This window comes from Paraclostridium sp. MRS3W1 (assembly GCF_032465715.1).
GTDB classification, from domain to species: Bacteria; Bacillota; Clostridia; order Peptostreptococcales; family Peptostreptococcaceae; genus Paraclostridium; species Paraclostridium dentum.
Window position 1 is genome coordinate 1 of record NZ_JAWDJM010000145.1, and the last position, 22,260, is coordinate 22,260.

At 28.7% G+C, this 22,260-nt stretch carries 16 protein-coding genes; 3 read left to right on the forward strand and 13 right to left on the reverse strand.

From position 1 onward, the window contains the following. Positions 1–63: 63 nt before the first annotated feature. From RWY47_RS11515 to RWY47_RS11540, 6 genes are all read right to left on the reverse strand, one after another. Positions 64–1,362: a Glu/Leu/Phe/Val family dehydrogenase gene (locus tag RWY47_RS11515; protein WP_168932553.1), complete on the reverse strand. Its 1,299-nt coding sequence runs from the start codon at positions 1,360–1,362 to the stop codon at positions 64–66. Positions 1,363–1,494: 132 nt separating this feature from the next. Then, on the reverse strand, positions 1,495–2,304 hold the full coding sequence (locus RWY47_RS11520) for an ATP-binding protein (protein WP_035117673.1): 810 nt from the start codon (positions 2,302–2,304) through the stop codon (positions 1,495–1,497). A 159-nt stretch (positions 2,305–2,463) separates the two neighbouring features. After that, positions 2,464–3,693 carry an NAD(P)/FAD-dependent oxidoreductase gene (locus RWY47_RS11525; RefSeq protein ID WP_150841852.1) on the reverse strand — a complete coding sequence of 410 codons (1,230 nt, stop codon included), beginning with the start codon at positions 3,691–3,693 and terminating at the stop codon, positions 2,464–2,466. After that, a complete protein-coding gene (locus tag RWY47_RS11530) occupies positions 3,668–4,138 on the reverse strand; it encodes a 4Fe-4S dicluster domain-containing protein (RefSeq protein WP_025163050.1) in 471 nt (156 codons plus the stop codon). Before RWY47_RS11530 ends, RWY47_RS11525 begins: the two co-directional genes overlap by 26 nt. After that, the gene (cooS, locus tag RWY47_RS11535) at positions 4,131–6,032 is read right to left on the reverse strand and encodes an anaerobic carbon-monoxide dehydrogenase catalytic subunit (RefSeq protein WP_150841851.1); all 1,902 of its coding nucleotides are present in this window, start codon (positions 6,030–6,032) and stop codon (positions 4,131–4,133) included. Before cooS ends, RWY47_RS11530 begins: the two co-directional genes overlap by 8 nt. A gap of 154 nt (positions 6,033–6,186) precedes the next feature. Further along, positions 6,187–7,272 (reverse strand): CapA family protein, encoded by a 1,086-nt coding sequence (locus RWY47_RS11540; RefSeq protein ID WP_224170811.1) that lies wholly within the window; start codon positions 7,270–7,272, stop codon positions 6,187–6,189. Between the two features lie 180 nt (positions 7,273–7,452). Here RWY47_RS11540 and RWY47_RS11545 point away from each other — a divergent pair, with 180 nt between their 5' ends. Beyond that, positions 7,453–7,623, forward strand: a complete 171-nt coding sequence (locus RWY47_RS11545) for a DUF362 domain-containing protein (RefSeq protein WP_021428309.1) — start codon at positions 7,453–7,455, stop codon at positions 7,621–7,623. Between the two features lie 55 nt (positions 7,624–7,678). Here the strand turns inward: RWY47_RS11545 and RWY47_RS11550 are convergent, their stop codons facing one another. Further along, positions 7,679–8,308 carry a redox-sensing transcriptional repressor Rex gene (locus RWY47_RS11550; RefSeq protein WP_021428264.1) on the reverse strand — a complete coding sequence of 210 codons (630 nt, stop codon included), beginning with the start codon at positions 8,306–8,308 and terminating at the stop codon, positions 7,679–7,681. 131 nt (positions 8,309–8,439) lie between these two features. Here RWY47_RS11550 and RWY47_RS11555 point away from each other — a divergent pair, with 131 nt between their 5' ends. Continuing rightward, entirely contained in the window at positions 8,440–10,353 is a 1,914-nt protein-coding gene (locus tag RWY47_RS11555) for an ABC-F family ATP-binding cassette domain-containing protein (protein WP_150841850.1), read from the forward strand. A 108-nt stretch (positions 10,354–10,461) separates the two neighbouring features. After that, positions 10,462–11,838, forward strand: a complete 1,377-nt coding sequence (locus RWY47_RS11560) for an MATE family efflux transporter (protein ID WP_150841849.1) — start codon at positions 10,462–10,464, stop codon at positions 11,836–11,838. 302 nt (positions 11,839–12,140) lie between these two features. Here the strand turns inward: RWY47_RS11560 and RWY47_RS11565 are convergent, their stop codons facing one another. Genes RWY47_RS11565 through glgB form a run of 6 tightly spaced genes read right to left on the reverse strand, consistent with a single transcriptional unit; the run spans position 12,141 to position 22,122 of the window. Continuing rightward, on the reverse strand, positions 12,141–13,979 hold the full coding sequence (locus RWY47_RS11565) for a glycoside hydrolase family 13 protein (RefSeq protein ID WP_168932556.1): 1,839 nt from the start codon (positions 13,977–13,979) through the stop codon (positions 12,141–12,143). A gap of 32 nt (positions 13,980–14,011) precedes the next feature. After that, complete coding sequence (locus tag RWY47_RS11570; RefSeq protein ID WP_150841848.1) at positions 14,012–16,432, reverse strand: glycogen/starch/alpha-glucan phosphorylase; 2,421 nt, start codon at positions 16,430–16,432, stop codon at positions 14,012–14,014. Between the two features lie 2 nt (positions 16,433–16,434). Next, complete coding sequence (glgA, locus tag RWY47_RS11575) at positions 16,435–17,892, reverse strand: glycogen synthase GlgA (protein WP_150841847.1); 1,458 nt, start codon at positions 17,890–17,892, stop codon at positions 16,435–16,437. A 13-nt stretch (positions 17,893–17,905) separates the two neighbouring features. Then, positions 17,906–19,033 carry a glucose-1-phosphate adenylyltransferase subunit GlgD gene (gene glgD / locus RWY47_RS11580; RefSeq protein ID WP_168932559.1) on the reverse strand — a complete coding sequence of 376 codons (1,128 nt, stop codon included), beginning with the start codon at positions 19,031–19,033 and terminating at the stop codon, positions 17,906–17,908. A gap of 12 nt (positions 19,034–19,045) precedes the next feature. Beyond that, complete coding sequence (locus RWY47_RS11585; RefSeq protein WP_150841844.1) at positions 19,046–20,173, reverse strand: glucose-1-phosphate adenylyltransferase; 1,128 nt, start codon at positions 20,171–20,173, stop codon at positions 19,046–19,048. A 44-nt stretch (positions 20,174–20,217) separates the two neighbouring features. Then, positions 20,218–22,122, reverse strand: a complete 1,905-nt coding sequence (gene glgB / locus RWY47_RS11590) for a 1,4-alpha-glucan branching protein GlgB (protein WP_264318399.1) — start codon at positions 22,120–22,122, stop codon at positions 20,218–20,220. Positions 22,123–22,260 lie beyond the last annotated feature (138 nt).

Genomic DNA, 22,260 nt, shown 5'->3' on the forward strand with positions numbered 1-22,260 from the left:
GTATAAGACTGATTAAATGTACACTTTTTTTATTCTAAATTTTATTTATTTTAATATTATTTATTAAGCTAAAGATGTAGCTTCTTTCTTAGCATCTTCTTTAACAGGAGCTTCTGTATACCATCCTCTTAATTTCATAGCATCAGCTATTCTCTTAATTGACATCATGTATGCAGCTGTTCTCATTTCAACATTGTGGTCTCCTGCTAATGCCCATATTTCTTCAAATGCTTTTTTCATTAAAGCTCTTTGTTTTTCTTGAACTTCGTCAAAACTCCAGTTGTATCTCATTAAATTTTGAACCCATTCAAAGTAAGAAACTGTAACTCCACCACTATTAGCTAATATATCTGGTACTAAAGTTATTCCTTTTTCAAATAGTATTTTATCTGCTTCTGGAGTAGTTGGTCCATTAGCTCCTTCACATACTATTTTAGCTTTTATATCTCCAGCATTTGCTGAAGTTATTTGATTTTCTAGTGCACAAGGCATTAATACGTCAACTTCTGCAGTTATTACACTTTGGTCAACAGCTTCTGCACCTGGGAATCCTTTTATACATCTATGTTCTTTATTGTAAGCCATTAAAGCTTTCATATCTATTCCATCTTTATTATATATAGTTCCTGTATGATCTTCTACATATATTACTTTAGCTCCTGCTTCATCTATGTACATACCAGCGAAGCTTCCAACATTACCAAATCCTTGAAGCCCTACAGTAACATTTGATACATCTATTCCTTTTTTCTTAGCTGCTTCCATTGCAATTGTAGCAACTCCATATCCTGTAGCTTCATTTCTAGCTAAAGATCCATAGAAATCAACTGGTTTTCCAGTAAATACTCCTGGTTGGAATTCTCCTGTAACATTTGCATATTCATCAACCATCCAAGCCATTATTTGTCCATTTGTATTAACATCTGGAGCTGGTATATCTTCTTTTTCTCCTATTATTGGAGCTATTGACTTAGCAAATCCTCTAGATATTCTTTCTAACTCACCTTGAGAGAATTCTGTAGGATCGATGGCCATACCACCTTTACCTCCACCATAAGGTATTCCTACTACTGAACACTTGAAAGTCATCCAAGTAGATAAAGCTTTAACCTCGTCCATACAAACTGCTGGATGGAATCTTAATCCTCCTTTAAATGGTCCACAAGCATTATTATGTTGTGATCTATATCCTGTAAATGTTCTTACAGTCCCATCATCCATTTTAACTGGGAATGATACTTCTAACACTCTCATTGGATTTTTTAATATTTCATATACTGCTGGATCTGCCCCTAATTTATCGCAAGCAGTTTTTACTTGAGATCTTGCTATCTCTAGAACATTTAAAGTTTTTTCAGCCATTTTAAAAGCCCCCTTAAAAATATTTTAATTTTTTAAATCCCCTTTGTTATTTGTCGGAAAATGATTTCCTCCACTTACAGTTTGATTATAGCACAGTTTTTTATGTATTTGTATAAAATTTATATTAGTTTTTTATTTAACACTTTTTATCTTGTTTACTCTTATATCTAGCCTACTTACATTTATTAAAGTAACATCATACAATGCCTTTATTATATGTTCTTGAAGCTTAAAAATAGTTTCAATACAGTTAAATAAATCCAATTCTAAAATAATAAATATTTCTAAATTTCCTTTTTTATTGTTAAATTTTACTGAATTAATTTTGCTTATGTAATCAAATTTTGATAGTTCAAAAAATATTATTTGATTTATTGCATTTTTTTTAATATAAAAATTTCCCATATAGCTAAATGTCGGTCTAATAATAGTTTTTTCAACTAATATAGATTCTTTATTTTCTCTTTTAAATAATTTTTTGATCGGATTTATACTAAGTCCACTAGCAATAGATTTAACCTCTAATGTCGGAAGAGGTATTATGTGATTTCCTTTACTTCTCCACTCTTTCGCAATATCTATTTCTTCTTGTGTCGATATTTCATTTATATAAACAGTTTTATATATTTTACCTAAATTCAATTTACTAGCTATCTGATTTACCATTTTATCTGATGTTCCTATTATTAAAATAGACTCTATATTTTCTTCCACTATTTTAAATTTCACTTCATTTCTATGGTTTTCATCGTGAAATATAGCTCTTTTAACTGCCTGAATTTTGGTACTTGCTTGTTTTGCTGATATTCCAGCAATTATTTTATTCTTAAAAATTAAAATTCCATCATCTATTATATAGTTTATATTTTTTTCATAGGCTAACTCTAATGCTTTATAACTTTTTCCAGAACCACTCTCTCCTACTAATGCATAAACCTTCATATTTACACTCCTATAATATATATTTAAAAAGGAGTGTCCCAAAATAAGCATGTATAGAATGAATATAAGTTTTAGCGACTTTCAAAGCATCTTTTCAGCTTTAGGAGCAAAACTTATATTCATTCTTTCACACTATACTATTTTGATACACTCCCTTAATTATATATTATAGCAAAACTCTCCATTTCCTTTAACAGAAAAGAAATCTGCATATCCTATTTCAAAAATTCTTTTTTCTAAATCTGGTATTTCTATATTATTTTTTATCAAATGAGTAAGAGCTCCTACATAAGATATATCACCTTGAACTATCACTCCTTTAATAAAATTATCTTTTATTATAAACTTTTTATACCCTGTTTCATCTTTTCTAACATTTACTATACAGTCTTCTTCCATATCAACTATACCTAGCGAAACTGTAGGTATACCTAAAAAATTCATTGTGTTTCTATATACAAATGAATCATCTATTTTTTCTTCTCTTCCAGCCATATTATAGGCCGCTACTATTCCTTGCTTCACAGCTAAAGGCCAAATTGCATTTTTTCCAACAACATCACCTGCCGCAAATATGTCTTTTGCAGTAGTTTTGCAGTTCTCATCTATGATTATTCCTCTATCATAACTTATAAATTCTTTATTTATAAATTCAGCATTTGGAATAACCCCGGTTGCTACAATTGCCATATCACATTCTATATAATTTTCATCATCTAATACTACTCCAATTATATTTTCATTATTATCCATGCAAATTTCATTAACACTTGCACCCTTAAAGAATTTCACACCTAATTCTTTAAATTTATTTTCATATACTGATGCAGAGTATTCATCTAACTGTCTATTTAGTATAAAAGGTTCTCTATATATTACAGATATATCTAAATTTTTATATTCTAATAATCCGATAAGAGCATCTATTCCTACAAGCCCAGCTCCTAATATGGCTATTTTTTTACAATCCTTTGCTTTTTCTTTTATTTCATAAGCATCTTCTATATTTCTAAGCCCATACACATGTTTTGCTTTTTTTAAGTTTTTTATAGGAGGCATAGCTGATGATGCGCCTGTTGCAATTAATAGTTTATCATATTTAACTTTTTCACCAGTCTCTAGTATAGATACTTCTTTATTTTCTATATCTATATTATTTACAGTACATGACTTTTTCCAACTTATATTATATTTTTCATCAAATTTAGTTTCTACAAAGTTTAAGCTATTTAATGTTCTATGTTCAGATATAATATGATGTAACATACATCTTGAGTAAATGTGTTCATCTTTTGATATTAATGTTATATTAGCTTTTTCATCTAACTCCCTTAATACTTTTATAGCGTTAATGCCTGCCGCACTAGCACCCAGAACTACATAATTCATTTTTTACCTCCTCTTGTAGCGTTATTGCTCCAGTTGGACAATTAGCTACACACTTGGGATATCCTATACTTTCACACATATCACATTTTAAAATAGTTTGTTTTGTTTTATCATCAGGCTTTAAAAGTCCATATGGACATGCCATAACGCACATATAACAAACTCCACACTTATCTTTGTCATAACTTACTATTCCAGTTTCTTTATTTTTTGTCATAGCTCCACTCATACATGTAAGTACACATTCTGGAGTTTCACAATGTCTACAAATAATAGGAATTGGATTATTAAATTTATTTAACTCTATGTGGTTTCTACTTTCGTTATCTAGGTCTTCTAAATCTAAAGAGTACATATCTTTTTGTAAATCGTTTCTTAACATGCATGCTAAAACACAACTCTTACATCCGGTACATAATTCTTTATTAATTAGAATCCTATGCATAACATTCCACATCCTTTAAGCCTAATTTTTCTCTTCTATCTATAATTATTTTTTCTAATGTATCAGCTGAAGATACAACATCTGAATCAACTATAACATGACCTCCAGTTATATCCTTTAATCCTTCCGTTAAAACTTGTGTAACTAATTTACCACCTGTTATAAATGGCGGTAATGCTAAATGAAGAGGTAATCCTAAAGCTAATCCAAATGCTCCATCTGCTAAAGCTTGTTCTTCTAACCATTGAGGTGCAGATAAAATTAGTGGAAGCTGAGGTATATCTATTCCTAATTCTTTAGCGATTTCAGTGGCAACTATTTCAAGTCTTCCTATAGCTAAACATGGTCCAAAGTTCAATACTGGTGGTATTCCTAAAGATTTGCAAACTTCTTTTAAATTTTCACCTGCTAATTCTTCAGCTCCAGGAGACATTAATCCAACATTTTCTAAGCCTCCAGTTGAACATCCTGCAGATAAAACGATTATATCTCTTTTTATAAGCTCTTTAGTTAATTCTACAGTAAATACATCGTGTCCTTTTGCTGTCATATTTGAACATCCAACAACTGCTGCTATTCCTTTTATTTTACCTTCTGCAATTAAGTTTATAAGAGGTTTCCATGAGTCCCCTAAAAATGCCTTTAAGTTCTTCTCACTTACACCTGTTAATGAAACATCATGTCCGTGGTCACTAGGTATGTCTATTTCAACTTCGCCTCTTCTTGATTTATAACTTATTAAGGCTTCATTTATTAATTTTTCTGAAATTGATTCTATATTCTCTCTATCGAATGGCACATATTCTGCATTAACTTTTTTAGCTACATCATCTAAACAAACCATTTTAACTTTATATTTATCTGCTATAGGCTCTATACCTGGTATAGTACAGTTAAATTCAGATGCAATCATATCTATTGCTCCTGTAGAAAGTACAGCCTCACTTGTAAAGTTATTTCCAGCATGACCTGCAAATACCTCTTGATAGTGCTCACCTCTTAACTGTAAATCTTGCCCTACACAAGTACATCCAACTAATTTAAACCCTTTTGCTCCTGCTTCTTTTGCTAATTTAACAACATCTTCATCTTTCAATCTATCTTGGAAGTGAGCAAATGTTGAATGTTGATGTCCTGTTATCATTATGTTTATATAATCTTTATCTATAACTCTAAATCCTACAGGTGCAGTTCTTATAACTGGCTCTCCTAAAATAACATCGTTTAAAAGGTTAGTTAGTGTAAGTCCATATAATCCTGTAGATATACCTAAATTTAAGCAGTTTATAAGCATATCAACAGGGTCACTACTTAAATTTGTAGATGACTTAACTATTGCATCAAAAACTTCTGACTTAGCTCCTCCTGGCATTATTCCTATTTCTTTCCACTTGTTAATTCTTGGAGCATAAGCTATTTTCTCTACTAACTCCATTTTCTCATCTCTAGATTTATATAAATCATCTAAAACTTTTTGTGCAACTTTTATACATTTTTCATGTCTATCATTAGCTTTAACCCCAAATATTTCAGCTAATTCATCTATTGTCTTTGCTCCCTTTATTATTCCTTTATCTTCACCTAATTTTTTCAAGTTTCTAGCTGTATTTTCAACAACATGGAGATAGCATGCAGCTCCACTTGCAACTGCTCTTAAAAAATTTCTAGCAACTATTGTATCAGCATCTGCTCCACAAATTCCTCTTGGAGATTTAGGTGTTATTCTACATGGACCATTTGCACATAATCTACAACATACACCTTGAAGTCCAAAACCACATTTAATTTTTTGATCCTCAGTTCTATGGAATGCCATTTCAACATCCTTCGACGCTACAAAACTTTCTAACCTTTTATCTGCACTTTCGCACATTTTACAACTAACACAAGACATAAATTACTTCCCCCTAAATATATTTTTATGGTAATATTTTCTATATATACCATACATTGTTAATGCCTAAACATATTTTTGAAAAAGTTTTCCTAATTAAAAAAACTTATTTACTTTTGAAAAAATCCAATAAGTAAATAAGTTTTTTTATAATCTATTTGTTTAGACCTTCGCTTATATTTTTCAGTTTATTTTTTACTCTATCTGCTTCTGCTCCATTTAGTGGTGTTGGTTGATAATTATTGACATTACTTTCAGATGATATAGAACAAGGTATAATTTCAGGTTTGTTTATACTTATCAGTTTATTATCTTCAAAGTTAAACGTTTGTTTGTATATAAAAGTATCTTTATCTTGAGAATTTTTATTACCTCCAAAGCAGAAATTACTTAGGCTATATGCAATATACTTTCCTTTATATTCTTCTATTCCTTGCATAACATGAGGATGACTTCCTAAAACCCCATCAGCTCCATTATTTATAGCAAAATGCGCAAAATCTTTTTGAACTTGATCAGGATAATATTGTCGCTCTGTTCCCCAATGGAAATATACAAATACTACATTCGATTCTTTTTTCATACTTTGTATATCTTTTTTCATATTATTTAAAAATTCTTCATTATAATTTTCAGGCCAACCATTGTAACCTAATAATCCGACCTTTACACCTTTAACATCTACTATACTTTTCTCTCCTAAACCAAAATAATCTATATTATTTTCTTTTAATATAAATTTAGTTTGTTTCATACCCTCGTCAAAATAATCCTCCGAGTGGTTATTTGCTAATGTTACAGCATCTATTCCACCTTCTTTAAGTATATTTACATAAGAAGGATCTCCTTTAAATGCAAATTTTTTAACTTTTGCATTGCTTGCGCTAGTTAAAGGACCCTCTAAATTTGCTACCGTTAAGTCATCCTCTTCAAAAATTTCCTTAACATTTTTTAAAAAGTATCCATAATCTTGCCCTTGATTTTCAAACTCATTATCAAAAGATCCATAATATGAAGCTCCCTTATAATTCCCCATAGTTATGTCCCCTACAAAATTAATAGTTATGCTTTCCTTTTTTATCTCTGTTACTTCATCAACTTTCTTTGATTGTTCATTAATATCTTTAATTTTATTATTTCCTACAATAATTTTAAAAATAAGCATGCAAATAACTACCACTACAACAATTATTCCAGATATTAATAGTGATAGCTTCTTTTTATTAATCTTTTTTTTCATCTATCTACCTCCACAAAAATAATAAACCCTAAATATATTATAGCTTATGCATTTGTCAAAATAAATCGGTTTATGTAATATGTTTGTTTTTTTGTATGTATTCTAATTATTGTTATATATATTTTTTTTTGTTATAATACTAATGAACATAATTTTACATATTTTAGGAGGAGATTGAAAATGGCTTACAAAATTAATGATGCTTGTATAAGCTGTGGTGCTTGTGAAGCTGAGTGCCCAGTTAGCTGTATATCAGCTGGAGATGACAAATATGTTATAGATGCAGATACTTGTATAGAGTGTGGTGCTTGTAACGGAGTTTGTCCAGTAGATGCTCCACAACCAGAATAATAATAAATTAAAATAAAAAAGCTACCTACTTTGTAGGTAGCTTTTTTATTTTAATTTATTTATCTTCATTCATAAGATATGATAAAGTAAATAAACTTTCAGTTAAGTTTACATTTTCAACTATAACATCATTTGGTACTTCTAAATCTAACGGTGCAAAGTTCCAAACTCCTTTTATACCTGATTTAACTAATCTATCGACAACTTCTTGCGCCCCATTTTTTGGTATACATAATATCGCTATATCGATATCATTTTCAGCTACGAACTCCTCGATGTCATCAGAATCTAATATTTCAAAATCTCTAATTTTTAATCCTATCATTCTTGGGTTTGCATCAAATAAAGCTTTTATCTTAAACCCTGCTTTAGTAAAACCTGAATAATTAGCTATTGCTTGTCCTAAGTTTCCAGCCCCAATTATTATAGAATTATAAGTTCTAGATAACCCTAATATTTTACCTATTTCATTATATAATTCTTCGACATTATATCCGTATCCCTGCTGTCCAAATCCACCAAAGTTGTTTAAATCTTGTCTTATTTGAGATGCTGTAAAGCCAATTATATCGCTTAATTCTTTAGAAGATATTCTTTGTATATCTCTATCTAACAAATCTCCTAAGTATCTGTGATATTTAGGTAATCTTCTTATTACAGCCATAGAAATATTTTTATTACTCATCTCATCACCTCCTATATATTCATTATCCCTGTTTTATATACTATGCTATTTTTTTAACAAAATGCATATATCCTTGATTATATTATACCAAAACATTATAATTTTAGATAGTTTAAAGGAGGTATAATTTTATGATTGTTTTGTCGTGTAATAACTTAAATAAAAGTTTTGGAATAGATACTATATTAGAAAATATTAGCTTCACTGTAAATGAAGGCGATAAGGTCGGTATTATAGGTGTAAATGGAACGGGTAAAACTACTTTATTTAAAGTCCTTTCTGGTATTTATGGGTATGATAGCGGAGATATATATCTTGGTAAAGGTGTAGAAATAGGATATCTTGAACAAAATACAAATTTCCAATCGGAAAAAACTATCTATGAAGAAGTTTTAGAAGTTTTTTCTGATTTAATGGATATGGAAAACTATATAAGAGATTTAGAAATTAAAATAGCAGAAGAAGGTTCTAACCCTAACTCAAAAATTCTGGATAAACTTATGAATGAATATTCTCAAAAGCTAGAACTTTTCTCTGAATTAAATGGTTATGGTTATAAATCAGAAGTAAAAGGTATTTTAAAAGGCCTAGGTTTTTCTGATTCTGACATGGAAACTCCAATAAATATATTATCTGGAGGAGAAAAAACCAGAGTCTTACTTTCTAAGCTACTACTAAAAAATCCTTCACTTCTACTTCTAGATGAACCAACTAACCATCTTGATTCTGATGCCATCGAATGGTTAGAGGTATTCTTAAAACAATATAAAGGAACAGTAATTATCATATCTCATGATAGATATTTCCTAGATCAAGTTGTAAATAGAGTATTTGAAATTCATAATAAAAGACTTAAAACCTATAATGGAAATTACTCTAAATTTATAGAATTATCTAAAGTAGAAAAAGAATTAGAAGTTAAAAAATATGAAGACCAACAAAAAGAAATTAAAAAACAAGAAGAATCAATTGATAGACTAAAAGCTTACGGAAGAGAAAAACATTTAAAAAGAGCTAGAAGTAAAGAGAAAATGCTGGATAAAGTTGATGTATTAGATAAGCCTGATGTATTCAGAAAAAAAGCTAGTATTCAATTCAGTCCTTCTGTATCTAGTGGTAATGATGTATTACAAGTAGAGGATCTTTCTATGGGTTATGGTGAAAGAATACTATTTAAGGACATAAACTTTAATATATATAGAGGAGAAAAAGTCGCTTTGATAGGAGCTAACGGAATAGGAAAGTCTACTTTATTTAAAATAATAATGAATGAAATAATACCGTTAACTGGTACTGCTAAACTTGGTGCAAATGTTCATGTAGACTACTTCCACCAAGAGCAAAAAACTCTTAACCTAGATAATACTATTATTGATGAAATCTGGAATGATCATCCTAGTCTAAATCAAACCACACTTAGAAATATGTTAGGATCTTTTTTATTTGAAGATGAAGAAGTGTTTAAAAAAATATCTACACTAAGTGGTGGAGAAAGAGCTAGAGTTGCTATATTAAAATTAATTTTATCTAATTCTAACTTTTTGTTACTAGATGAGCCTACAAATCACCTTGATATAGACTCTAAAGAAGTTCTTGAAGAAGCCTTATTAAATTATACAGGAACTTTATTTACAATATCTCATGATAGATATTTCTTAAACACAGTTGTTGATAAAATACTTGTTCTTGATTCTGATGGAATAACAGAATATCTAGGTAATTATAATTATTATATGGATAAGAAAAAGCAAACTTTAGAGATGAACTCCATGGAAACAACTGAAGAAAAAACGAAAACTCAATTAAAAGATGAAAAACGAAAAGAAAGAGAACAAAGAGAGTTAGAGAAAAAAGCTAGAGTTAAGAGGCAGAATATAGAAAAGGAAATTGAAGAAATAGAACTTGAAATCGAAGAACTTAATGTCCTTATGTGCCAAGAAGAAATATATTCTAATCCTGAAAAATCTAAAGAAGTTAGTCAAAATAAAACTTCCTTAGAAGATAGATTAAATAATTTATATGAAGAATGGGAACAGCTAATGTAGGCTGTTCTTTATTTTTGATAATTCTGAAATTAATAAAATAAATTAGTTGATATATACATACTATTTATATTAACATATTATAGACGTTAAATTTAAGGGGGTGTCTTATTGACAAATATTTTTAATCTTAATAATGAAAACAAAAGATTTTATAAATTATTAGTTTCACTTTGTATTCCTATAATAATACAAAATCTTATATCTACATCTGTAAATATTATAGATACTGTAATGATTAGTAGTTTAGGAGAAGCATCTGTAGCATCTATAGGAGTTGCTAACCAATACTTCTTCTTATTTAATATGACTTTATCTGGATTAACAGGTGGTGCTGGTTTATTTATATCTCAATTTTTCGGAAAAAATGATTCTAACAATATAAAAAAGGTTACTGGTCTAAATGTTTTACTTGGAATAATATTAGGTTTATTATTTTTTATACCAGCTTTTATATTTCCTAAATTTATAATACATTTTTTCTCTTATGATCCTGAAGTGGTTAAGCTTTGTATTCAATACTTTAGCATTATCGCTTTTTGTTATCCTTTAATAGCAGTTAGTACTGTATTTAGTATGGGGTCTAGAAGTATTCGAAATCCTAAGCTTGGAATGATTTGTAGTGCAATTGCACTTATAAGTAATATTGTATTAAATTACTGTTTAATATTTGGGAACTTAGGTTTCCCTGCTTTAGGAGTTCGTGGAGCTGCTATAGCTACTGTTATAGCTAGATTCATAGAGTTCTCTCTTTTAATCGGATATGTATATATTTTAAAGAAAGATTATGTTTTAAAGTTTACTATTAAAAATTTAAAGTCTATAGATAAACAGTTTATAAATGCTTTTTTTGAAAAAAGTACCCCTATATTATTAAATGATAGCGGTTGGGCAGTAGGTACAGTTTTATATTCTGTTGCTTATGCAAAAGCCGGTACTTCTGCAATTGCAGCTAGCCAAATAGCTACTAGTACTGGAAATTTCTTTATTATGACAGCTGTTTGCGTTGCTATAGGAGCATCCATTATGTTAGGTAATGAACTTGGAGCTGATAATAAAGATGTCGCTATTGATTATGCTAAGAAGTTTTCTAAGATAGTTTTTGTAGTTGGTACTCTGTTTGGTTTCCTTCTTATATTAAATATACCTGTGTTACTTAAGATGTTTAGTGTTTCAGATAGTCTTGCACCTGATATTATTAAAATATTTGCTATTATGGGATTATTAATGGGCCTAAAATCTTTTAATACGCTTTTAATTATAGGTATTTTAAGAAGCGGTGGAGATACTAAATATTCTTTATTTTTAGAACTAGGATGTATGTGGCTAGTATCACTTCCTCTTACTTTTATATTTGCAATTAAGGGAGCTCCTATTTATATTCTAGTGCTTCTTACTTACTCTGAAGAAATTGTTAAGTTTATATTTGGAGTTCCTAGAGCATTATCTAAAAAATGGGTTGCTAATATCGTAAAAGAAATTGATTAGGTAATTCTCGTTGGAATATATTATTGTTTTATTCGCTGAAAGACCTAAAATCATAGTCTTTAACGCCACTTCAACAATAATGCTTTCCAACTTCGATAGTTTAAAGTAAATAAAAAGGTACTATTATAAAATAATTTTATAATAGTACCTTTTTTAATTCATCCTTTATACTTAAATATAATTAGTTTTTTATTTACTGTATTAAAATGTAATACTATAGCTTTTAACGATCTTTAAAACATTTTACGCTTTAGGAGTGAACCCTGTAGTATTACATTTTTCATTTTAGCTTAAATAAAAAATTAATTTGCATCTTTTTCTAATTTAACTACCTTATATGATTTAGATTCTAATTTAAATTCAACGATATTATGATTTACCTCAATAAGCCCATCAACTAGATTTGTATATTTACTATTAAGACATTCTTTCATATCTATTTTTATAACTTCTTCTCGTTCTGACCTATTTACTAAAACTAAAATATTATCATCATTTATATCTTCAATATATCTTATATAACCAAACACATTAGGATTTTTTAATTCTAAAAATTTAGTTTCCCCACTAGTTAGCACCTTACTTTTATTTCTATCCTTAATAATATTTTTATAGAAAGATAATATTTCCTTATCTTCATTTTTCCATGGATAAGTCCTTCTATTATCTGGATCTGTTTCACCTAAAAGTCCTGCTTCATCACCATAATATATATATGGCACTCCTTCAAAAGTCATTTGTATAGCAACCGCTAATTTAAGAAGTTCTTTATCTTCATTTAATTCTGTAAGTATTCTTCTTGTATCATGCGTACCTAATATATTTAAATTAGATTTAAAAGATTCTTTTGGATAATTTTCTTTTATAGTCATAAGGCTATTATATACATCATTTGAATCAATTTTATAATTTAAAAAATCTACAAATATATTCTTAAACACATACCCTGTAACCCCATTTAGTTGGTCACCTAAAAGATATTTTCTTCTTTCATCATAACTAATTTTATTAGATGCATCTTCCCAAACTTCACCTACAAGAATAGATTCTTTATCTAGTTTTAAAGTCTCACTCTTTAACTCCTCTATAAATTTAGAAGGTAATTCATCAGCTACATCGAGTCTCCATCCTTTAACTCCATATCCCATCCATTTTTTTATTACACTGTTATCACTTTTTATAATATAGTCAATATATGAAGTTTCAGTTTCGTTTACATTTGGTAAAGATTTAACCCCCCACCAACAATCATATTTTTGCGGATAGTTTTCAAATTTGTACCAAGAAATATACGGTGAATCTTGTGATTGATATGCGCCTACAGAATCATAATTCCCATACTTATTAAAATATACGCTATCATCTCCTGTATGACTAAATACACCATCTAATATAATATTTATTCCCTTTTTATTTGCTTCACTTATTAACTCTTTAAATATTTCTTCATTTCCAAACATCGGATCAATATTTTTATAGTCTCCTGTGTCATACTTGTGGTTACTCTGTGATTCAAATATAGGGCTTAAGTATATTATGCTAACCCCTAAACTTTTCAAATAACTTAATTTACTTATTATTCCTTTTAGATTTCCTCCATGAAAATCCCATCTAATTATTTCATTTTCACTATTTTTTATATACATAGGAGTATCTTCCCAATTTGCATATACAAAACTATTCTTTTTAGGGTTATTTATTTTACCACTTTTATTAAATCTATCTACAAATATATGGTATAAAACTCCCTCTTTAAACCAATCTGGAGATTTAATATTCTTACTAACTGTAATTTGATACTTACTTAAACTATTAATATCAAATTTTTCTTCGCATATACCATTTCTTTTACTCTTACCATAGTACTTTAATTCGTTATTTCCATTTATACTTTCTATCGTTTTAAAAAAGTAAAAATAAACATCTGCTTGTTGAAATTCATATTGATCTATATTGAACATACAATCGGATGCTTTTGTCATTTTTATTTCTTCTAAATTTTTCCCATCTCTTTCTATAATTAAATATACTTCTTTTACATTTTCTGTAGCTTTTACATTTAAACTTAATTTTTCTCCTAATTCCAAAGCTCCGAAAGGCTTTTTATAACTTTCTAACCAAGAATTATATGTTATACTCATTTTGATCTCCCACCTTTTATCTTTTGAACTGTTTATTTTTTATACCATATATCCTTAGCATATTCATTTATAGTTCTATCACTTGAAAATATTCCTGAATTTGCTATATTTGTTAAAGAAATTTCATTCCACTTATATCTATCTTTATATAAATTATTTATTTTTTTCTGTGCTTCTATATAGTTCTCAAAGTCTCTTAATACAAAAAATTCATCATTATAGGTTATTAAAGAATTATATATTTCTCTACCTTCTTCACCTATATTTGGTATGAATCCATTAACTAAATCATCCACAACCCTCTTTATATAGAAATTATTAGAATAAATATCTGCTGCTGAATATCCTCCAAACTTATTGTATTCTAGCACCTGACTTGCTGATAATCCAAAAATTATTATGTTTTCATCGCCTACTTGTTCATGTATTTCTATATTTGCACCATCTAAAGTCGCTAAAGTTATAGCTCCATTCATCATAAATTTCATATTACTAGTTCCTGAAGCTTCCTTTGTAGTTGTTGATATTTGTTCACTTACATTTGCAGCTGGTATTATTTTTTCTGCTAATGAAACCCCGTAATTTTCTATAAATACTACTTTTAATTTTTCATTAACTCTTTTATCATTATTAATTTTTTGAGCTAATTCATTTATAAATTTAATAACGCATTTGGCAAAGTAGTATCCAGGAGCAGCCTTTGCTCCAAATATAAATGTTCTTGGCTTTATGTCTAGGTTTGGATTATCTAATAATTCATGATATAAATGAAGTATGTGAAGTGCATTCATAAGTTGTCGTTTGTATGCATGTAGCCTTTTTATTTGTATATCAAATATAGAATTTGGATCTATTGATATATTATTTCTTTCTTTTATAATTTTTGATAAGTTTATCTTATTGTTATATTTTATTTTTTCTAGTTCCTGTAATACATTTTTTTCATTCTTATATTTTTCAAGTTGCTTTAGTTTCATAGTGTCCTTTTCCCAGTCTCTACCTATAAGACTAGTTATTAAACTAGATAACTGAGGGTTTGATAACATTAGCCATCTTCTATGAGCAATTCCATTTGTTTTGTTATTAAATTTATATGGCTCATCCTCATAAAATTCTTTTAATACTTCTTTTTTCAAAATTTTAGTATGAAGGTCTGCAACTCCATTTACACTGCTACTTCCAACTATACTTAAGTTAGCCATATTTACATTATTATTATAAATAATAGCCATCTTATTTATTTTTTCACTGTCATTTGAATATTTAGTTTTTAACTTATTTAAATACCTTTTATTTATTTCTTCTATAATCATATAAATTCTTGGAAGTAATTCTTTTATCATTGATATTTGCCATTTTTCCATGGCTTCTGTCATTATGGTGTGATTCGTATATGAAGTGCATTTTTTTGTAATTTCCCAAGCTTCATCCCATCCAAGAGCTTCTTCATCCATAAGTATTCTCATTAATTCAGGTATACATAATGATGGATGAGTATCATTTATATGAATAGATATTTTTTCATTTAATTTATTAATATTGATTTTATTTTTTTTACACTTTCTTAATATATCCTGCAATCCTGCACTAACTAAAAAATACTCCTGTTTTAATCTTAGCATTTTGCCTGCATCGTTAGAATCATTTGGATATAATACTTGTGATATCTCGTCTACGTAATATCTATATTGGAGTGCATCATGATAGCTACCATAGCTGTTTTTTGAATCTTTTAATATTGGTTCAAAATCTTTTCTAGGTATATCTGATTTAAATAGCCTCAATGTATTTATATACTGATTTTCATACCCTATAATAGGTATATCATAAGGTAGAGCCATTACAGGTATATAATTTTTATGAATAGCCTTTAGCTTTCCATTATTACTTACAAGTTCTACTTCTCCTCCAAATTTAACGATAACCGCTTTATTTGGTCTTACAGTTTCCCAAATATAGGATTCTTCTTTTAGCCAATTATCAGGGACCTCAACTTGGTGACCATTTACAAACTTTTGTTCAAACAATCCATATTCATATCTAATACCATAGCCATGCCCACTTATTTTAGTAGATGCCATCGAATCTAGAAAACATGCAGCTAATCTGCCTAATCCACCATTTCCTAATGCAGGGTCAGATTCTGCATCTATTAAATCATCTAGATTTATGTTCATAGTAGCTAATATAGATCTTACTTCCTCCATTACTCCTAAGTTTAAAAGATTTGACTGTAACTGTCTTCCTAATAAAAACTCTATGCAAAAATAGTAAACTTCCTTTTCCTTTTTTAATCTATTCTCTTTCCATATATTTGCTATTTTAGATTTAAGAACAGTTACTAATGTATTTAGTAACTGCTCATTGTTAGCTTCTTCAATACTTTGTTTATATAAAAAATCCATTTGATTTTTAAATTCTAGCTTAAATTCCTCCCTATTTATGAGAGTCAATATTACCAACTCCTTTGCCAAACTATTTCATTATACGTTTTTATATATTCATTTGCGGACTTAGCCCAACTACTATCAGTACTCATAGCACTTTTAACTATTTTTAACCATGACTTTTTATCATTTTTATAAGTATCTATTGCGCTTTTAATACAGTAAAACATTTCATGTGCATTGTAATTTGCAAAACTAAATCCATTTCCTTCTCCTGTATATTTATTGAAAGGTTTTACAGTGTCTTTTAATCCTCCTGTTTCTCTTACTATAGGTATAGATCCATATCTCATTGCTATCATCTGCCCAATTCCACACGGCTCAAATAAAGATGGCATTAAAAACATATCTGATGATGCATAAATTTGTTGCGCAAGTGCAGCATCAAATGTTAATATAGCCGCTACTTTATTTGGATATTTACCTGAATAGTAATTTAACATAGATTGATATTGTTCTTCTCCAGTACCCAAAACCACTAATTGTAAATTTTCTCCTACTATTTCTGGCATCATATATGATATTAAGTCCAATCCTTTTTGGGATACTAATCTAGAAACTATTCCTATCATAGGAATATCCGGATTAACTTCTAATCCAAGAATTTTTTGTAATTCTAATTTATTTTTAACTTTATCACCTATTGAATTTATATTATAATTGCATACTATATTTTTATCTGTCTCAGGGTTATTTATTTCATAATCAATTCCATTTACAATTCCCTTTAACTTATGTGAGTTAGATTTTATTAATCCATCTAAACTTTCTCCATAAAACTTTGTTTGTATTTCATTAGCGTAAGTAGGACTTACTGTGCTTACTTTATCTGAATATACTATTCCGGATTTCATAAAGTTTATACCACCGTAATACTCTATATGCCCATCATCTAAATAATGTCTTGGTATAGATAATACATCTTCTATATTTTTATTTGAAAATACACCTTGGTATTGAAGGTTGTGTATAGTATATATAGTTTTTATTTCAGAATATCTTTCATCTTGGCTATAATTTTCTTTTAAAAATAAAGGTATCATACCAGTGTGCCAATCATTTAAGTTTATTACATCTGGGAAAAAATCTATTCTTTTTAAAGATTCTAGTACTGCATTACTAAAGAAAGTAAATCTTTCTACATCATCGTCATAACCGTATAAATATGCATATTCACCATCTCTTTTGAAGTAGAATTCATTATCTATAAAGTAAAATTTTACTCCATCTAGCTCTAACTCCATTAATCCACAATATTGATTTCTCCATGCTACGTTTACATTGAATACTGCTACTGTTTTCATTTGATCTTTTAAATATTTAGGAATATTGACATACTTAGGCATTATAACCCTTATATCAACTCCTTCTCTTTTTAAAGCCTTTGGAAGTGCATAAGAAACATCTCCCAATCCCCCAGTCTTTACAAAAGGCCAACACTCTGCCGTTACAAAAAGAACTCTCAAAACTTATCCCCCTCTATAAAATCACATTTTTTTCTACTACTAATGGTAGTTTAATATCTCCTTTTAATTCTTTATCTTTTGATATAAATACATTTTTATCTAGTATTACATTATCTAGTTTCACATTTTCTTGTATAGTTCCACTTTGCATAACTACAGAATTTTTTATAACTGCTCCTTTTTTTACATGAACTTTTCTAAATATAATACTATCTTGAACTTCTCCTTCTATTACACAACCCGTAGCTACAAATGAATTTTTCACATTAGATGTTTCTGTGTACAGTGTAGGCTGCTCATTTTTTTCTTTTGTATATATCTTTCTATCTGAATAAAATAATTCATTTGCTACATCTACATTTAATAAATCTTTATTAGCTTCAAAATAGTTTTTAGTAGAATTTATACATTTTAAATATCCTTTATATTCATATGCTCCTATTCTTATCTCTTCTGTACTTTCATTTATACAATCTTCTATATGTGCATATTCACCTCGTGATACTGCATCATATATCATATCTATAAATAAGCTTTTTTTCATGATATACATATCCATCGATATATCTGCGTTCTTTTCTCTTCCTATATTTATTCCCATGCTAGTAATTTGATTTTTATCATTTATATTTAATTTTGTAGTTCCTAAAAAATCTTCATCTGCATTATATATAGTTTTATAAATAACAGTTATGTTGTTGCCTGACAACTTATGATAGTTTAGTGCTTTTTTATAATCTATATTGCAAATCATATAACTAGGAGATATAAGTACATATTCTTGCTTACTTTTTTCTATATAGTCTATATTAGAAAAAACATTATGAACATCTCCTTTTTTTATTGCTCTACAAATTTGTTTTTTAGTATTTTCAGGACTAAATACAAATAATCCATCATTCTTTGCTGATAAATCCCAATGGCTACCATTTCCTAAATGATCTGTCAAAGATCTATATTTTTGGTCTGAAAAAATACCTATATTTTTCATACCTGCATTAACCATATTAGAAAGAGCAAAATCTATTATTCTATATCTTCCTCCTATAGGTATTGATGCTACTACCCTTGAATCACTTAATTCTTTTAAGTTATCACCTTTTCTATTTAAATTAATTATTCCCATACACTCTTTATTCATTTTTTAATCCCCCTATACTAATTCCATAGAAACAACATCAAATTCAGATACTATACTTATACTATCGTCACCACTAGAAATCTTGCAATCGTCCTCTATTACCGCACCTTCTCCTATCATAGCCTTTTCTATAATCACATTTTTACCTATTTTTGCATTTGACATTATTACTGAATCTTTCACTATACTTCCCTCTCCTATACTAACTCCATGAGATACAACTGAATTTTCAACAGTTCCAAAAACTCTGCATCCATCTACAACAATAGATTGTTTTACATTAGAATTTTTTCCTAGGTATTGTGGAGGCATAGCCATTGTGTCTGTATAAATTCTCCAATTAGAATCGTTTAAATTAAACCCATTACCCGGATTAATTAAATCCATATTTGCTTGCCACAAACTTTCTATAGTTCCTACATCTCTCCAGTATCCATTAAATTCATATGCATACATACTAGCTTTATCATCTAACATTTTAGGAATTAAATTTTTACCAAAGTCTACGTACTCTTTTTCTGATTTAAAATAGCTTTTCATCTTTGCCCAGTTGAATATGTAAATTCCCATTGATGCTAAATTACTCTTAGGATTTTCAGGTTTTTCTTCAAATTCATATATACTTCCATCTTCATTTGCATTCATTATTCCAAATCTACTAGCTTCATCCCAGTCAACTTCCATTACCGCAATTGTTACATCTGCATTTTTTGATTTATGTTCTTCTAACATATCGCTATAGTCCATTTTATAAATATGATCTCCCGATAAAATTAAAACATATTCTGGATCATAGCTATCTATATAATTCATATTTTGGTATATAGCATCTGCTGTACCTTTATACCATTTTCCTTCTTTTTCATTCATATATGGTTGAAGTATTGATAATCCTCCATTTCTTCTATCTAAATCCCAGTGACTTCCTATTCCTATATGTGAATTTAATAATAAAGGTCTATATTGTGTTAATACTCCAACTGTATCTATACCTGAATTTGAGCAATTGCTCAAAACAAAATCTATGATCCTATATTTACCTCCAAATGAAACTGCTGGTTTTGCTATGTTTTTAGTAAACACTCCTAATCTTGATCCTTGTCCCCCTGCTAATATCATTGCTATCATTTCTTTTTTCATAATTTACTCCTAATCCCCCTAATAAATTAATAAAATTTCTAAATTTATAATATATTTATATTTTTACCTTTTATAAAAGTAGCTCCCATAGGTGGAACCTTTATATTTATAGAATACTGTTTATTATGCCATGCTATATTTTCTGATTCTAAATCCATACCCTTCATAGTTTGTCCTGATCCCCAGTATTCTTTATCATCACTACTTAAAACTTCTTCATAAACACCCTCATATGGCACTCCTATCCTATATTCAGGATGAAATACTGGTGTGAAATTTAATACTCCTATTATAAAATCTTCTTTTTTCTTACCTTTTCTCATAATAACAATTACACTTTGATCTATATTGTGAGGATCTATAAAATCAAATCCTGAGTTATGTTCATCTATTTCATACATAGCTTTTTCATGTTTGTATAGTAAATTCAAATCTCGTGTATACGTTTGCATTAATTTATGTGGTTCATTCATTAATAGTTCCCATTCTAATCCATATGCAAATCTCCACTCTAATCCTTGTGCAAACTCACATCCCATAAATAATAATTTTTTTCCTGGATGCAACATCATATACGCATAAAGTAATCTTACTCCTGCAAATTTTTGCCATGGATCTCCAGGCATTTTATCTAAAAGAGATTTTTTCCCATGCACAACTTCATCATGAGATAATGGAAGTATAAAGTTTTCAGAAAAAGCATACATAAATGAAAAAGTTATTAACTCATGATGATGCTTTCTATATATAGAATCCATTTCCATATATTTTAATGTGTCATTCATCCATCCCATATTCCACTTACTATCAAATGCTAATCCACCTTTGTACGAAGGTCCCGATACCATCGGCCAAGACGTGGATTCTTCTGCAACTATAATTGGATTTTTTATCTCCTTATGAATAACTTCATTAAACATTCTTAAAAACTCAATAGCTTCTATATTTTCTCTACCACCGTATTTATTAGGTTTCCAAGGACCTATATCGTAATCTAAGTAAAGCATGCTTGCAACCGCATCCATTCTAATACCATCTACATGAAACTTTTCTAGCCAATAAATTGCATTAGATATTAAGAAACTTTGCACTTCAGGTTTTCCTAAATCAAAATGGGCTGTTCCCCAACCAATATTTTCAGCTTTCAACTTATCTTCATATTCAAATTGAGGTGTTCCATCAAATTTATATAATCCATGATCATCTTTACAAAAATGACTATATGCAAAATCTAGAATTACTCCAATATCTTTTTTATGGCATCTATCAATAAATTTCATTAAACTAGTACAATCCCCATATCTACTAGTAGGACTATAATATCCTATTGTTTGATAACCCCATGATTCATCTAATGGATGTTCTGTTATTGGTAAAATCTCTATATGTGTATATCCCATTTCACATACATAGTCTATTAACTCATATAGTTCTTCATAACTAAAAAAGTCTCCATCCCATTTTCTTTTCCATGATCCCAAGTGAACTTCATATATATTCATAGGTAAATCCTTGTATGTTGTCTTTTCTCTTTTTTCTATCCACTTTTTATCCTTCCAAGAATAATTGTCTATATCAAATACAATTGAAGCTGTTTCAGGTCTCATTTGCGAATAAAATGCAAAAGGATCAGATTTTAACTTACTATTACCGTTTTTATCTACAACATTAAATTTATATAAATCCCTAAAATCCATTTTAGGTATAAATATATTCCATATTCCACTCTTATCTAAATTTTTCATAGGATGGGAGGTTTTATTCCAATCATTAAATTCTCCAGATAAATATACTTGATTTGCATTTGGCGCCCATACTGTAAAAGTAACTCCTTTTTCTTTTCCCTTTTGTACTTTATGCGCTCCCATAAATTCATAACTTCTAAAATGTTTCCCCTCTTTAAATAAATTTATATTATAGCTGTTAATTATATCCTCATATTTCTTCAACATAAAATCCCCCATCTTTAAGCATATATTAAATGTATTTTAAAACCGATTACTCGCTTATTTTTAATTATATATTAACTTTTACTTTATTATAAAAAGTATTGTTCTAAAAATTTAGACGATGATAGCTACAAATTT